The following is a 15,295-nucleotide window of genomic DNA, read 5'->3' as shown; positions in this document are numbered from 1 at the left end:
AAAACGGTTTAAGCATATTTAATGATGAAGTTTTTCAGGATTTTCCCCACACGGTCAGCTGCGTCGGTGGTCTTTTCCAGCTCCTGCATGATTTCCTTGGTCTTAATCAGTTCGATGCAGTCGGTCTCTTCATTGAACAACTGCATGATGAACAGTTCATACACCTCGTCCGCGCGGTTTTCCAGCTCGTGCAGTTGCAGGCAACAGTCTTTCAAACGGGAGGGATTTTTACTGAAATGTTCCAGCTCGTCCACGGCCTTACAGATAAGAGAAGTGCCTTGCTGTATGAGGACAGCCAGTTTTTTAGCACTCTCGGAAAGGCTGCGTGGATTATAAATGGCGATTCGCTTGGAGGTGCTGTGAATACGGTCGGCCACATCGTCGAGGGCAGAAGCCAGATAGTGTATATCCTCCCGGTCGAACGGGGTGATGAAGGTCTGTCCGAGCTCTTTGAATATCAGTTGGGTGATTCTGTCACCTTCTTTTTCGGCTTCCTTGATTTCCCGATAAAATTCCAGCCAGGTATCCGGGGTGTCGTATTCCATGCTGTCGATGAGCAGTCGGGAAGCATCCTGTACGGTGCGCGAAAGTTGTTGCAATAAAGGGAAAAACTTGGTTTCTTTGGGTACAAAACGGTTTAATAATGAATTTTTCATGTCTGTAGTTAGTGAAGTTTAATTTTTAGGCGTAAGAATTCAATAAGAGCCGGACTGAGCGATACCAGCACGATGCCATACAACAGCAGGTTGAGATGCTCCTGTATAAAGGGAAGGTTGCCGAAAAAATAACCGGAAAGGCAGCACAAAAGGACCCATACGGTTGCTCCCGCCACATTGTAGCCCATGAAGCTGGGATAGTGCATTCTCCCCATTCCGGCTACGAATGGGGTAAATGTGCGGACCACAGGCACGAAGCGGGCAATGAGGACGGCCTTTTTGCCATGTTGCTGGAAGAAGGCATGGGTCTTTTCCAGGTGGCTTTGGCGGAATAGCCTGGACTCGGGCCGGTTGAACAGCTTTTCCCCGAAATGCTGCCCCAGCAGGTAGTTGCACGAGTCGCCCAGTACGGCGGCGGCAAACAGCACCGGAAGCAGCAGGCTGATGTGCAGGGGAGTATCCGGCAGTGAGGCCATGGCCCCGGAGACAAAAAGCAGAGAGTCTCCGGGGAGGAAAGGCAGGACCACAAGTCCGGTCTCACAAAAGACAATCAGAAATAGAAGGACATACGTCCACTGATGGTAGGCTTGCATGAACTCCATCAAGTGCTGGTCGACATGCAGGAGGAAGTCAATCAAAAAGTCCATGGGCAGTATGCAGTTTTTGTAGGAAGGTGGCAGCCTCTTTTCCTTTCAGGCGACACAGTTCCGTGACGGGTTCATACAGAAAAGAGGTGTACGACAAGACCTGGAACGCAGTGTACTGCCAATCTTTCGAATGTACGACGAGCAGGTACAGTCGGTTTTCTTCCGGAGCAATTTCAGGCAGCAGGCAATAGTCGGCCAGGTGTTCCCGTAAGCGGGAGAACCGGGTTTTGGAACAGATGAAGTGCCGCTTGCAGATACGGCTGCCCGTTTCTGCATAAGCCAGATAACGGGTGCGGAAGCCTAGGAAGTAGAGGGCAGAGCCGGTCAGCAGGATTCCGAGGAAGATTCGCAATGCGTCGATATTCGACTCTGTCTGGTTTTTGGGCAAGAAAAACAGACTGATTCCGACGGCCAGCATGGCTACGGAGAGAACGATGAGGAACAAGTGAGTCCGTTTCCGGATGTCCTGAGGAGGATAAGATTGGGATAGGTTGAATATTTCCATAAACTTGTTTTTTTATTGGTGAAAAGATAAAAAGACTCTGCTGGCATCAGAGACCTTGCAAGGCTTGCCGTGCCGTGGCGTTTTCCGGGTCCAGCTCTAGGATTTTCTTCCAGTAGACCTGTGATTGTGCGTAGTCCTTTTGCAGGAAGTAATAGTAACCCAAGTAACTTTCACATTCGATGAGAAGTGATTGGGAGGCATCGGCTTTCTTTTCCAGCAGTGCCAAGGCTGCTTCGTAGTAAGGCTTGGCCCGTCCTTCCGTACTTTCAGGGTCGGCCATGGCGTTGGTCCGTGCCCGCCAGAAATATCCCGGGTAGTTGTCGGGCGCTTTCTGGGAGACTTGCGCGAAAATCTCGTCTGCTTTTTTCAGGTATGTCGTCTTCTCGCTTTCTTCCTCGGAAACGTTTCCAGCAGCCATGTAGTACAGTCTTCCCAATAGGAACAGGTCGCTTATTTCTTTCTGTCCTTGCTTGTGGTTCATGTAGAGCTCATACAGACGGATGGCCTCGGGATAGTGTTGCAGTTTTTCCTGGACGGCAGACACTTCTTTGGCTATTTCCGGATGTTCGTGCCGAGGGTCGGCCTGAAGAGCCTTTTCAAAACATTTCAAGGCTTGATCGGTCTGTTGTTCAGCCAGTAACAGGCGCCCCTGGTACAGATAGTCCAGGTACACATAGTCATTCTCTGCCGGGCCGTTGAAAAACGTATCGGCGGCTTCAAGTCCTTCCTTGCAGGCACCTGTCTCATACAAATCGTACATTTGCAGACGTAGCAGAAGATGATTGTGGGCATCGGTGCCCAAGCCTTTTCTTGCGGTCTGCAAGGATTGTGCGTAGTTCTTGTTCAGGTATAGCAGCATGGCATAACGCTCGTAGTCCTGCACGCCGGGCGTTCCCCGTTGCATGAACGTCTCGTAGGCCGATTTGGCCTTGGCGTAATTGCCGGACTGGTAGTACACGTTTCCCAGTTCGCGGTCCACATCGGCCTGTTCCGGATGACGGGCCTTTAGTTTGGCGAGCATTTCAACCGACAGAGACGGATTGACTCCGATGTAGGCCCGTGCGTACTTGTAGTAGGCTTCGTTGCAGTCGGCATCGAACAGAATGGCTTGTTCGTAATACCCACAGGCTTCTCCTACCTTTTTCCGGGCCAGGGCAACGTCGCCCGCCAGTACGCAGGCTTCGGCAGCCCGCGGGTCGGTTTTCAGAGCTTGGTCGGCATAAGTCTGTGCTTCTTCCAGGCAGTTGTGCGCGAGGTAAGCGTTTCCTACGGCCACGAGCAGGGAGACGTTTTTCTTGTTCTTCCCTTTCAGCAGTTCGTGGAATTGTTGGGCAGCCGCCTCCGGATGGGTTGGGATGCCGGCGGCAATTTGTTGGATTTGCCGGGTGGTCTCCTCGGCAGGTTTTTCTTGGGCGGTGCTGGTGTAGGGCAGGGTTGACAGCAAACCGCAACTTATAAAAAATAAGATTTTATTTTTCATTGTCTGTTTTTTCGTTGTTGTTTAAAAATCATCTTTTACATTCACAATACGTACCGGTTGAGTGGCCGGAACCAGTCCTGACTTCAGGAGGATGCGTTGCCCGCGGTCGCCCGTCAGAAACGTCATCAGACCGGTTGGAAGAGCTCCTTTCGGGTCGTTGACCAAGAGGAACACATCGGCGGTAAACGGATACTTCCTGAGTGCCAGGTAGGCCTGATATGGCTTGAAACCGTGTGCCGTATTGGTTTCCTGAGTCGGACAGACTGCCATGACCCGGACCTTCTGATGGAAGGAAAGCCGGGTGGTATCTGCTTGGTCTCCAATCCAGTTGGCCCCAATCACTCCGAGGGCCGAAGGGGTCGACGACACGTAGTCGATGACCTCCTCATTGGTCTTCTGTGCCTTTAGGGAAGGTGAAAGCGCCGTTCCCTGGCAGATGGAATCCATGACGTAATGCAGGAGGCCAGAGTTCGGATTGTCGAAAACCACCTGTATGGCTCCCAAAGCAGACTGTGGGTTCAGTTCTTTCCACTGAGTCATCCTGCCGGTCATGATGCGGCGGAACTGTTCGACCGTGATTACCGAGTCCGGATTGTTGCGGTGGGTAATCAGGGCTACTCCGCTGGTGGCCAGCCGGACCGATTCGGGAAAGAACTTGCGTGCATGAAAAGAAGCCAGTTCTTCCTCTGTCAGGCGGCGGTGGGTGACGGCCAGCCGGACACTGTCTTTCAGAAGAAGGCTGACGGCTTCCACCTCGCTACAGTAGATCGGATGGATAACGGCTTCCGGTGTCAGGGCCTGGTAGACTTGTAACTCTTCTTCCATGATTGGCTTGAAAGATTCGTCGACGGCTATCCGGATTTCACCGGAATAAAGCGTTTCTTCCTTTCCGGATTTCCCGGAAGAATGGCAGGCCGTACATGCAAGGACGCACAGCAGTAGATAAAACAGGTATTTTCTTTTCATACACATCAGGTTATTGTAATTTAAACACAATGGGACAGGTGTAGTACACGGGTACGTTGCGTCCGTTCTGTTTTCCGGGAATCCATTGCGGCAAGGATTTTACCACCCGGATGGCTTCTTTGTCACAGTAGGGGTCCAGTGAACGGAGCACTTTTACCTCTTCCACGAAGCCTTGGGCGGAAACCACAAAGCGCAGGATGACCTTCCCTTGTATGCCGTTTTCCTGCGCTATTACAGGATATTTCAGGTTCTTGGCAATGTACCTGAGCAGTTCGGCGGGTCCTCCCGGAAATTGCGGCATTTGTTCCACCATGGTGTAAGGCTCTTCTTTTTGCGTTTCCGGAGCCTGGGTGATGACTTCCTGCAAATCGGCAATGTCTTTCCCGTTCAGTTCATCGTTCCCCTTTACATCTGCGATGGATATTTGAATTTTGGTTTGTGTCAGTTCTTCCTGGCTCTTGAGCTCGTCATCGTCGTGTACCTCTTCATCTTTTTTGATGACCGGTGCCGTAAACTTGATGGTACTCTTGAGGGCAGGAGGGGGTGGAGCGACAGGCTCCACCTTTTTCAGTATTTCTTCTTTCACTTCCGGTTCTTCCAGAGCCGAAAGCTGAGTCACTTCCACCATTTCCTCTTTCTGTGCGGGTATGGCCATCCGGATGAGGCGTGGCAAAGTGAATCCGGCAAAGGCCACTGCGGTTACAATTACCAGGGCGGCTGTCTGCCGCTTCCCCAAATCCCGGCGCATCTTGTAGGCACCGTAATTCTTATTCCGATCTTTGAAAATGAGTTCGCACCATTCCAAAGAAGTTAAATCAACTTTTGACATGTCTTTCTTTTTTGAAGTTATACATTCCGGTCTGTCGCATTTTGACTTAACCCACCTTTCGATACATAGTTGTCAATCAGGAAACGGTCGCCTTCCGTGAGGTCGACAATCACGTATTTCCCGATGCTGCAGATTTGCATCTCGTCCAGTGTGTCAATCAGGTTCTTGTAGGTCGACTTGTCTGTAGCCTTGATGATGACGGTTGGAGTGTCTTTCCCCGATTTAATGCGAGCAATTTCTTGCCTACATTCTTCTTCGGTGATTTCCAGTCGTGCCTTTTTCTCCTTTACTTCCCGTACTTTCCTGACGGCTTCCCGGTTCTTTCCAAGCAGCAGGCTGCGCAGTCCGTCGGCCCGATAGGAGGTTTCTTTTAAAGAAGCATAGTTCTTGTAGTCCGGTTCACCTTCATAATAATAGAGCTTTCCGTCGTCGGCCAGTAGCAAGGTCAGTGCCTGCGAGGCTTTCACCTTGTTCTGCTGTTCTTCGGTAATGTTCTTATCGTTGGAAGGCATGCTGATTTCCATGGTTTGAGGTTTGCTCAAAGAAGTACACAGCATGAAGAAAGTAATCAGCAGCATGTTCATGTCTACCATGGGGGTGAAATCGACCCGGATATTCATTTTCTTTTGCTTGTTTCCTTTCTTCTCTTTGGAATTATTTTCTTGAATTTCAGCCATAATGTTGTTTTTTTTATTCTTCCGGACCCGATTTCAGCGAGGTAATCAGGTTGTACCGGTTCTCTTTAAGGTCCTGAAGAGAATTCATTACTTTCTTGATGACCGCATAGGGGGTTTGCTGGTCTGCCTTGATGGCGATGCGCAGGTCGTGGTTGACGCTACGTGCATGGCGTACCCAAGCCTTGAACTGGTTGTCGATGCTGTCGCAGGGAATACCCTGTGTTTTCAGGGTGCGGTCTTGTTGCTCCGTGCTGAGGGCAAGAAACGATTTCATGTGACTCATCGGTACCCCGAATGTCTGTTGCAGGGAAAATTTCTTTATCTCCTGTGGGGTGAAGGTCAGCCCGTATTCCTTGCCCATGGCTTCCAGGGTAGCCGTCATGTCGCTCTGCTTGTCGAGGCTCATGAAGATTTTCCCCTGGGGGTCTACCAGAATAGACAGGATGTTGGTCTCGGGAATCTTTATTTCCGACACCGAGGCCGGGGTGATCACTTGTACCGGTTCTTTTTTTACGAAACTGGCTGTCAGCATGAAGAAAGTCAGCAGCAGCACGGTGACATCGCTCATCGCCGTCATGTCGATGAACATGCTTTTTTTCTGTATTTTTGCTCTACTCATAATAAACAATCTTTCGTTAAACCTCTGTTATTGTGTACACGAGGGGATTCCGGCGGAATCAGTGAGTAGCCGCGAAAGTCTGTACAATGGAAAATCCTACTTCATCGAGGCTGTAGGTCAGCTTGTCAATCTTATTGGTATAATAGTTGTAAGAGATGACAGCCAGTGCTCCGGTCAAGATACCGAAAGCCGTGTTGATCAAGGCTTCCGAAATACCTGTGGACAAGGCGACGGAGTCTGTACCACCTCCGGCAGAAAGTGCAGCGAACGAGCGGATCATACCGATAACCGTTCCAAGCAATCCCATCAGCGTTCCCAATGTGGTGATAGTGGCAATGATGGGCAGGTTCTGTTGCATCATGGGCAATTCGAGGGCCGTTGCTTCTTCCAGCTCTTTCTGAATGGCCAGAATCTTCTGTTCCTTGGTCAGTCCGTTGTCCTGTTCCATTTCCTGGTATTTTTTGAGGGTGGAACGTACCACGTTGGCTACCGAGCCCCGTTGTTTGTCACATAATTCTTGGGCTTTTTGCATATCCCCTTCGTTGAGAGCTTGCTTGATTTGTGCCACAAACTTGGACAATTTGTTTCTCCCGAACGAAGCCCGGAGAGTGAAATAGCGTTCTACGCTCAGTGTGAGCACGGTCAGCAAGAGCGTCTGGATGACGGGTACGATGATTCCTCCTTTATAAATGGTACCCAACATGTTGCCCGGAAGCGGATGGTTGGCTGGGTCGTTATTCATAAAGTTGGACGGATTGCCAAATACGAAATGATAGATGCAGATGGCTGCAATGAAACATGCGATGATGATGAAGCCAGCAGCTTCTATTCCTTTGAAAGAATGTGTAGAATTATTTGTTTTCATGATTTTAAGCGTTTTATAAAGTTTTGTTTTAAGAAAAATAGAGGCAATAAGTTTCTTGCTTGCGTCAAATATGTGAAGCAAGAACTGATTCTACTCCGACACGTGCCGCGCCGGAGCAGTGAAAAACAACTAACCTTATAAAACGGCTAAATTAGAATCTTTCTCATGGCAAATACATAGTATTCGCATGAGGGAATCACACAATGAATAAGAGTTGAAGGATAAAGGCACTCCTTGTCCTTCAGCAATCCTACCTCTCGTAGGGAATGATAGAATAACAATAGACGAAGAGAAAAATTGATGTTTTGTTCATCGTTGCGCTGGATGCGTTCTTCCAGTTCCTTGGCCAGTGAATGGTCATGGGTGGTAAGGGTACTGAACAAATTATGGGTCTTGTCTAAAGTGGCATGAATAAAATTATACGCTTTGTCAGCATCGGTAGAGGCAGATATCGCGGTAGAGGTATTGACATCATGGGTTGTATGACGGCATGAAGCGGCGGTTGTCGTCTCTATTCTCATAAAGATGACGGCAAGCAACAGCATTATTTTAAACAGGGTCCGTTTCATACATTTTCTTTTGATGACTTCGCAAATATAGGCAATATTCTTATATGGCCAAAATATGGGTCGGAAATTTCCTCTTTCTTCTGTTTTTTTACCTTTTAGGGTAGAAAACAGGTTGAAAACAAAGCGGATGAGAGAGTGTTTGGCGGAAATGTTTTCAGAATGGTGATTCTGCCGGCGGGAAAGTAATGAAAAATGCGTACCTTTGTCGTCAATTAAAAATTAGTAGCGAAAGAACGAATGAATTTTCAGAAACTGACTCCCATTGTGAACAAACCCAATGCGTGGGCCTTGAGTCCGCTGGTGGTGTTTTTATGCCTGTATCTGGTGACCTCCCTGATTATCAACGATTTTTACAAGATTCCTATCACTGTGGCTTTCATGGTATCGTCCATTTATGCCGTGGCCACCACGAAGGGATTGAGCTTGAACGACCGGCTGATTCAGTATTCCACGGGGGCAGCCAACAAGAACATCATGCTGATGATTTGGATTTTCATTCTGGCGGGAGCTTTTGCCCAGTCGGCCCAAGCCATGGGAGCGATTGACGCCACGGTGAATCTGACCTTGCGCCTGCTTCCGGACAACTTGCTGTTGGCAGGCATCTTCCTGGCCGCGTGTTTTATTTCCCTCTCTATCGGTACGTCGGTAGGAACCATCGTGGCACTGGTGCCGGTGGCGGCAGGTATAGCGGCCAAGACGGATGTCAGCGTGGTGTTCATGACGGCTGTGGTGGTGGGTGGTGCCTTCTTTGGCGACAACCTTTCCTTTATATCCGATACCACGATTGCAGCGACCCGTACGCAGGGTTGTGTGATGCGCGACAAGTTCCGGGTGAATTCGCTGATTGCTTTTCCGGCAGCCTTGCTTGTCTTTATCTACTATATTATTTACGGTAGTCATATTGAGGTGGTACAGGATATTCCTCATGTGGAATGGGTAAAGGTGATTCCTTACCTGATTGTGCTCGGTACGGCAGTGGTCGGCATGAATGTGTTGCTGGTCTTGCTGTTGGGGCTGGTGGCCACGGGCATTGTAGGTATGGCTTACGGTGCCTTCGATGTGTTCGGCTGGTTCGGGGCCATGGGAAAAGGCATGACGGGCATGGGCGAACTGATTATCGTGACCCTGATGGCGGGAGGCATGCTGGAACTGATTCGTTTCAACGGAGGAGTGGATTATGTGCTGCACCGGCTCACCAAGCATGTGAGGGGCAAGCGGGGGGCTGAACTGAGCATTGCGGCCCTGGTGAGTCTGGCCAATGTGTGTACAGCCAACAATACGATTGCCATCATTACCGTAGGTCCCTTGGCCAACGATATTGCTGAGCAGTTCCGGGTGGACAAACGGAAGAGTGCCAGTATTCTGGATACGTTCTCGTGTGTGATACAGGGCATCATTCCTTACGGGGCGCAGCTGTTGATTGCCGCGGAGCTTTCCGGCTTGTCGCCCATCAACATCATCGGGTATCTGTATTATCCGATGGCCCTGGGGGCGGTGGCTTTGCTGAGTATCCTGTTCCGTTATCCTCGCAGATATTCCTGAATTGGAGGCTTTTTCAGGGAGATTTTATAACTTTGTCAATTATTTAAAATAGAAAGAGATATGCTGATTTACAATACTACATTTCATGTGGAGATGGGCGATGCCCGCAATTTTATCATCTGGTTGAATGAATGTTATATTCCGGAAGTGGAGAAGTCGGGCGAGCTGAAGAATCCCCGTATCTTGCGCATTCTGAGCCATAAGGAGCAGGACAGTGAATGTTTCTCGCTGCAGTGGGAGGTGGAAGATACTGCTACGCTGCACCACTGGCATGTGAAACAGGGAGCGGCACTGAATACCGAGATGATGAAGGTGTTCAAGGATAAGGTCATCGGATTCCCTACATTGATGGAGGTGATAAAGTGATTCAGCCGGTCAAGGAAAAGATTATTCTCGGCATCGACCCGGGTACGAACATCATGGGCTACGGGGTGCTGAAGGTGACGGGGGTGAAACCGCAGGTGATGACCTTGGGGGTAATCGACTTGCGCAAATGCGGTGACCCTTACCTGAAACTGAAGCACATCTACGAGCGGGTGCAGGGCATCATTTCCTCGTACCTGCCCGATGAACTGGCCATCGAGGCGCCGTTTTTCGGAAAGAACGTACAGTCCATGCTGAAACTGGGACGGGCGCAGGGGGTGGCCATCGTGGCGGCTCTGATGCGCGACATTCCGGTGACGGAGTATGCGCCGTTGAAAATCAAGATGGCCATCACCGGCAACGGGCAGGCCAGCAAGGAGCAGGTGGCCGACATGTTGAAACGGATGTTGCACATTCCCGATTCGGAGATGGGACCTTTCATGGATGCTACCGATGCGTTGGGAGCGGCCTACTGTCATTATTTGCAGATGGGACGTCCGGAAATGCCGAAAACGTATTCCAGTTGGAAGGATTTTATTGCCAAGAATCCGGAACGCATAAAAAAATAGGAGAAAGAAGTATGAAACTGAAGCATCTTGTCGTAATGTCAATGATGACAGTGGCAGCGGGATGTACATCCTCGCACCAGGATGCACAGACGACGTTTGACAAATATCCGGTGTACAACGGTGAATGGGAGGAAATGGTGTATGCCCCTTCCGTCACGAAGTTTTCGCTCTGGGCCCCTACGGCACAGGAGGTGCGGGTGCTGCTCTATGAGAAAGGGCAGGGAGGCTCGGCCTACCGGATGGTGAAGATGGAGCCGGCATCCTACGGGATGTGGCAGGCCCGGGTGGACGAAGACCTGAAAGGGAAGTTCTATACCTTCAACGTGAAGATTGACGACGTATGGCAGGGAGATACTCCCGGACTTCTGGCCAAGGCGGTGGGGGTGAACGGCGACCGGGCAGCCATCATCGACTGGGGTGCGACGAACCCGAAGGGGTGGAATGAAGACAAGCGTCCGCCGTTGAAGCGTTTTTCGGATATCATCATTTATGAATTGCACCATCGGGATTTCTCCATCGATACGGTGGCGGGTATTCATAACCGGGGGAAGTTTTTGGCACTCACGGAAGAGGGTACAAAGACTTATCTGGGGGAGAAAACGGGGCTCGACCATCTGAAGGAACTGGGGGTGACTCACGTACAGCTGTTGCCGTCGTTCGACTTCTCGTCGGTGGACGAGACGAAGCTCGACAAGCCGCAGTACAACTGGGGTTATGATCCGAAAAACTATAACGTGCCGGAAGGTTCGTATGCCACCGACCCTTACAAACCGGACGTGCGTATCCGGGAATTCAAGCAGATGGTGATGGCCCTCCATCGGGCGGGTATCCGGGTGGTGATGGACGTGGTGTACAACCATACCGCGATTACGAAGGGTAGTAACTTTGAGCGTACGGTGCCGGGGTATTTCTACCGCACGGATGCCAATGGAAAATGGGCCAATGCTTCGGGTTGCGGCAATGAGACGGCCAGCGAGCGTCCGATGATGAGGCGTTTCATGATTGAGTCGGTCTGCTATTGGGCTAAGGAATATCATATCGACGGTTTCCGCTTCGACCTGATGGGGATTCATGATATCGAAACAATGAACGAAATCCGCCAGGCGCTCGACCGGATTGATCCTACAATTTATATTTATGGAGAAGGTTGGGCGGCCGGTCGTCCGCAGTTGCCGGACAGTCTGCTGGCCATGAAGAAGAATGCGCAGCGGCTTCCGCACATCGGCATGTTTTGTGACGAGATGCGCGATGCGTTGCGTGGTCCATGGGACGATAATGCCAAAGGGGCGTTCGTTATCGGTCGTATGGGGCATGCGGCGGGCGTGAAATTCGGACTGGCAGGGGGAATTTCTCATCCGCAACTGGTGGAGAAGCATGCGACTGCGTCTGTGCAGCCTCCGGCCCCGACGGACAGTCTGATGGAAGATTCACTGGCTACGGCGAAGGCGGAGAAGGAACTTCATTTCTGGGCTGCGCAGCCCGACCAGCTCATCAGTTACGTGAGCTGTCACGATGATCTTTGTCTGGCCGACCGGTTGAAGACGACCTTGCCGGGACTTTCGGAGCAGGAGATGAATGCACTGGCCAAGCTGGCGGCTACGGCAGTATTCACGTCGCAGGGCATTCCGTTCTGGTATGCGGGGGATGAGATTCTGCGCGGCAAGCAGGGCGTAGCCAATTCTTACAAGAGCCCGGATGCCGTCAATGCCATCGACTGGCGGAGAAAGACTTCACATCATGATTTCTTTGATTACGTGCGCGGACTGATTGCCATGCGCAAGGCGCATCCTTCGTTCCGTATGGGTGATGCTTCGCTGATTGCCAAGCACCTGGAGTTCTTGCCGACACCAGCCAGCAATGTGGTGGCTTTCCGTATCAAGGGAAGTCCGGCGGGTGATTCGTGGCTGAATACGGTGGTGGTGCTCAACGCACGTACGGAACCGGTGCAGATTAATGTGCCCGAAGGACGTTATTGGATAGCTTGCCGCGACGGGCGCGTGGACAATGTGCTGGGACTGGGTACGCTGACGGGCAATGTGCTCACGGTGGCTCCCCGCACGGCCATGATTGTGCATCAGTAAGAAACAACGACATAGAAGCAATTATAAAACTAAAAAAGACAATGCAGAATGTAATTACAATTGAGAACGGGGTAACACGTCATCCGCTCTATCGGATGAGGGAACCTATCAACCTGCAGATTGCTGCGGGAGAGCATGTGGCTATTGTGGGACCGAACGGGGCGGGAAAGAGCCTGTTGGTGGATACTATCACGGGCCGTTATCCGTTGCTGATGAACGAGGTGAAGTATGATTTCTCTCCTTCAGAATCCAAAATGGCTTGTGACAACATCAAATACATCACTTTCCGCGATTCGTATGGGGATGCCGACGGGAATTATTATTACCAGCAGCGATGGAACTCGCACGACTTGGACGATACGCCCATCGTGGCCGATTTGCTGCCGGAGTGCAAGGACGAGCAGCTCCGGAAGACACTCTATGGCTTGTTTGGCATAGAGGAGATGCTCAGCAAGCACATTATCCTGCTTTCCAGTGGAGAACTCCGCAAGTTCCAGCTGACCAAGACGTTGCTGAGCGGTCCGCGGGTGTTGATTATGGACAATCCTTTCATCGGTCTGGATGCCCGGACACGCGGACTGTTACATACGTTGCTGGGCAAGCTGACCGAGATGACGAATCTGCAAGTGATTCTGGTTTTGTCGAAGACGGACGATATCCCGGCGTTCATTACGCACGTGATACCGGTGGAAGACTGTCACTGTGGACCGAAAATCACGTTACAGGAATACCTGGCTCACCGGGAACCGGCTCCGGCACATGTGTTGTCTGATGAGAAGCGGCAGCGGATATTGGATTTGCCGTATGCCGAGAACCTGTATCATACGGAGCATATCGTAGACTTGAATAAGGTAAGCATCCGATATGGGGAACGGGTCATCCTGAAAGACCTCGACTGGACGGTGAAGTGCGGAGAGAAATGGGCGCTCAGCGGAGAGAACGGGGCCGGAAAGTCTACGTTGCTGAGCTTGATTTGTGCCGATAATCCGCAGAGTTATGCATGCGACATTGCGTTGTTTGGACGCAAACGGGGAAGTGGTGAGAGTATTTGGGAAATCAAGAAGCACATCGGTTATGTGAGTCCGGAAATGCACCGTGCTTATTTGAAGAACCTTCCGGCCATTGACATCGTGGCCAGTGGTTTGCACGATTCCATCGGTTTGTATCGTAAGACACAGGCAAAGGATGTGGAGACGTGCGTGTGGTGGATGGACATCTTTGGTATTGCCGACTTGAAAGACCGCAGTTTCCTCCAGCTCTCCAGTGGGGAACAGCGTATGGTGCTGTTGGCTCGTGCGTTTGTCAAAGACCCAGAACTGCTGATTCTGGACGAGCCTTTGCACGGTTTGGATATGCGTAACCGCCGGTTGGTGAAGGATGTCATCGAGGCTTTCTGTGGCCGGAAGGACAAGACCTTGATCATGGTGACGCACTATCAGGAGGAACTTCCGTCTACCATTACCAATTCGTTGTTTCTGAAGCGGAATAAGTAGGAAGTGAAATTATTCTGGTGAGACTGAAATCTCTGCTTCAAGGAGAGCCGAATGGTTGTGCAACGGTGGGGATGACCCTTCAACGTCTCCTAAAGTTTGTGGCGAGGGTATCCTCTCTGGTCACCAGTCGCGAGAAACTCCCAGCATCTCTTCCATAAGGCTTTCTGACGGGGATTAACCGTGAGGACAACCCCTAGGTGTTTCTCCGGAGGAATGCTCCGGTGATTCATAAGTGAGATAATATAAGAATCCCCTTATTTTTCTCTTTCTCCCTCATAAAAAAGAAAGTAGAAAAATAAGGGGATTCCTTTGTAAATACGTCCTCAAATCCGGAGGTTCTTGACAGCTCTTCAAATTCCTGAGGTGTATTTGTTTACAATATGCTGCGTCTTCAAATACTTGGAGATCTCTTATTACTGAGGCTTGCAGGCGGGGGGCTGACTGTTTTGGTAGGCCTTGTTTCTATTAGCGCCCTATCTGCTTACCAGCCTTGCTTGTCCTGCAGTTGGCGGAGTGCCTTGCGGTAATCTTCTATCAGTTCCGTCATCACTTCATCTACCGTCTGCAACTGGTGAATCTGTGAGGCGGCTTGTCCGATTTCCAGCTCTCCTTCATAGATATCTCCTTCAAAGATACCTTTCTTAGCCCGGCCTTTGCCTAATAAAGCCCTCATTTCATCGGCAGAAGCCCCTTTTTGTTCGGCTTCTTCCACCTGCTTGTAGAAGTCGTTCTTGACCAGACGGGTGGGAGAAAGCTGCTTGAGGGTCAGTTGGGTATCCCCTTCGTTCAGTCGCAGGCACCGGTCCTTGAAGGTGAAGTGGGCTGAGCTTTCTTCCGTCAGGGCGAAGCGGGTACCCATTTGTACACCTTCTGCGCCCAAGGCTTCCGCAGCCAGGATACCTTCCCCCGACACGATGCCTCCTGCGGCAATGAGGGGAACGGTGCATACTTTCTTCACTGCCGGAATCAGGCAGAAAGTGGTAGTCTCTTCCCGTCCGTTGTGTCCGCCGGCCTCGAATCCTTCGGCTACAATGGCATCCACTCCGGCTTCTTCACATTTCATGGCGAAATGGCTGGAAGATACTACATGGGCTACCTTGATGCCTGCCTGTTGAAGCTTGGAAGTCCATGTTTTCGGGTTACCGGCAGAGGTAAACACGATTTTCACTTCTTCTTCCTGGATAATGTCCATAAGGGTTTCAATCTCAGGATACATCAGCGGCACATTGACACCGAACGGTTTGTCGGTAGCTGCCTTGCACTTGCGGATGTGTTCGCGCAGGGTTTCCGGATGCATGGAACCAGCTCCAAGTAACCCCAGTCCGCCTGCGTTGCTGACGGCTGAGGCCAGTCGCCAGCCACTGCACCACACCATTCCTCCTTGAATGATAGGGTAGCGGATACCGAAAAGGTGACAGACTCTGTTGTTCATAA

The 15,295-nt window shown here is 50.8% G+C and carries 16 protein-coding genes; 5 read left to right on the top strand and 11 right to left on the bottom strand.

What is annotated here, in order from left to right:
* Nucleotides 1-8: 8 nt before the first annotated feature.
* From BQ7480_RS09830 to BQ7480_RS09785, 10 genes are all read right to left on the bottom strand, one after another.
* Entirely contained in the window at nt 9-656 is a 648-nt protein-coding gene (locus tag BQ7480_RS09830) for a DUF47 domain-containing protein (RefSeq protein WP_072542696.1), read from the bottom strand.
* 8 nt (nt 657-664) lie between these two features.
* Nucleotides 665-1,303 (bottom strand): DedA family protein, encoded by a 639-nt coding sequence (locus BQ7480_RS09825; protein WP_072542695.1) that lies wholly within the window; start codon nt 1,301-1,303, stop codon nt 665-667.
* Nucleotides 1,287-1,808, bottom strand: a complete 522-nt coding sequence (locus BQ7480_RS09820) for a hypothetical protein (protein ID WP_072542694.1) — start codon at nt 1,806-1,808, stop codon at nt 1,287-1,289. The genes BQ7480_RS09825 and BQ7480_RS09820 overlap by 17 nt, the downstream gene beginning before the upstream one ends.
* A gap of 46 nt (nt 1,809-1,854) precedes the next feature.
* Entirely contained in the window at nt 1,855-3,288 is a 1,434-nt protein-coding gene (locus tag BQ7480_RS09815; protein ID WP_072542693.1) for a tetratricopeptide repeat protein, read from the bottom strand.
* A gap of 21 nt (nt 3,289-3,309) precedes the next feature.
* Nucleotides 3,310-4,254, bottom strand: a complete 945-nt coding sequence (locus BQ7480_RS09810; protein WP_072542692.1) for a PstS family phosphate ABC transporter substrate-binding protein — start codon at nt 4,252-4,254, stop codon at nt 3,310-3,312.
* A 10-nt stretch (nt 4,255-4,264) separates the two neighbouring features.
* Nucleotides 4,265-5,083 carry an energy transducer TonB gene (locus BQ7480_RS09805; protein WP_072542691.1) on the bottom strand — a complete coding sequence of 273 codons (819 nt, stop codon included), beginning with the start codon at nt 5,081-5,083 and terminating at the stop codon, nt 4,265-4,267.
* A gap of 17 nt (nt 5,084-5,100) precedes the next feature.
* A complete protein-coding gene (locus BQ7480_RS09800; protein ID WP_022353633.1) occupies nt 5,101-5,760 on the bottom strand; it encodes an ExbD/TolR family protein in 660 nt (219 codons plus the stop codon).
* 13 nt (nt 5,761-5,773) lie between these two features.
* A complete protein-coding gene (locus BQ7480_RS09795) occupies nt 5,774-6,379 on the bottom strand; it encodes an ExbD/TolR family protein (RefSeq protein WP_072542690.1) in 606 nt (201 codons plus the stop codon).
* Between the two features lie 58 nt (nt 6,380-6,437).
* The gene (locus tag BQ7480_RS09790) at nt 6,438-7,244 is read right to left on the bottom strand and encodes a MotA/TolQ/ExbB proton channel family protein (protein WP_072542689.1); all 807 of its coding nucleotides are present in this window, start codon (nt 7,242-7,244) and stop codon (nt 6,438-6,440) included.
* Nucleotides 7,245-7,390: 146 nt separating this feature from the next.
* On the bottom strand, nt 7,391-7,813 hold the full coding sequence (locus BQ7480_RS09785; protein WP_072542688.1) for a hypothetical protein: 423 nt from the start codon (nt 7,811-7,813) through the stop codon (nt 7,391-7,393).
* A 237-nt stretch (nt 7,814-8,050) separates the two neighbouring features.
* Here BQ7480_RS09785 and BQ7480_RS09780 point away from each other — a divergent pair, with 237 nt between their 5' ends.
* Genes BQ7480_RS09780 through BQ7480_RS09760 form a run of 5 tightly spaced genes read left to right on the top strand, consistent with a single transcriptional unit; the run spans nt 8,051 to nt 13,861 of the window.
* On the top strand, nt 8,051-9,355 hold the full coding sequence (locus BQ7480_RS09780) for a Na+/H+ antiporter NhaC family protein (protein WP_072542687.1): 1,305 nt from the start codon (nt 8,051-8,053) through the stop codon (nt 9,353-9,355).
* A 60-nt stretch (nt 9,356-9,415) separates the two neighbouring features.
* A complete protein-coding gene (locus BQ7480_RS09775; protein WP_072542686.1) occupies nt 9,416-9,721 on the top strand; it encodes a DUF4286 family protein in 306 nt (101 codons plus the stop codon).
* The gene (ruvC, locus tag BQ7480_RS09770) at nt 9,718-10,287 is read left to right on the top strand and encodes a crossover junction endodeoxyribonuclease RuvC (RefSeq protein WP_072542685.1); all 570 of its coding nucleotides are present in this window, start codon (nt 9,718-9,720) and stop codon (nt 10,285-10,287) included. The genes BQ7480_RS09775 and ruvC overlap by 4 nt, the downstream gene beginning before the upstream one ends.
* Before the next feature lie 11 nt (nt 10,288-10,298).
* The gene (pulA, locus tag BQ7480_RS09765) at nt 10,299-12,368 is read left to right on the top strand and encodes a type I pullulanase (RefSeq protein ID WP_072543979.1); all 2,070 of its coding nucleotides are present in this window, start codon (nt 10,299-10,301) and stop codon (nt 12,366-12,368) included.
* Between the two features lie 41 nt (nt 12,369-12,409).
* On the top strand, nt 12,410-13,861 hold the full coding sequence (locus BQ7480_RS09760; protein ID WP_072542684.1) for an ATP-binding cassette domain-containing protein: 1,452 nt from the start codon (nt 12,410-12,412) through the stop codon (nt 13,859-13,861).
* A 481-nt stretch (nt 13,862-14,342) separates the two neighbouring features.
* Here BQ7480_RS09760 and BQ7480_RS09755 read toward each other — a convergent pair whose 3' ends face one another.
* Nucleotides 14,343-15,293 (bottom strand): NAD(P)H-dependent flavin oxidoreductase, encoded by a 951-nt coding sequence (locus tag BQ7480_RS09755; protein WP_072542683.1) that lies wholly within the window; start codon nt 15,291-15,293, stop codon nt 14,343-14,345.
* Between the last annotated feature and the right edge of the window lie 2 nt (nt 15,294-15,295).

This window comes from Bacteroides mediterraneensis (assembly GCF_900128455.1).
GTDB lineage: Bacteria > Bacteroidota > Bacteroidia > Bacteroidales > Bacteroidaceae > Phocaeicola > Phocaeicola mediterraneensis.
This window is presented reverse-complemented; position numbering and strand designations above follow the sequence as displayed.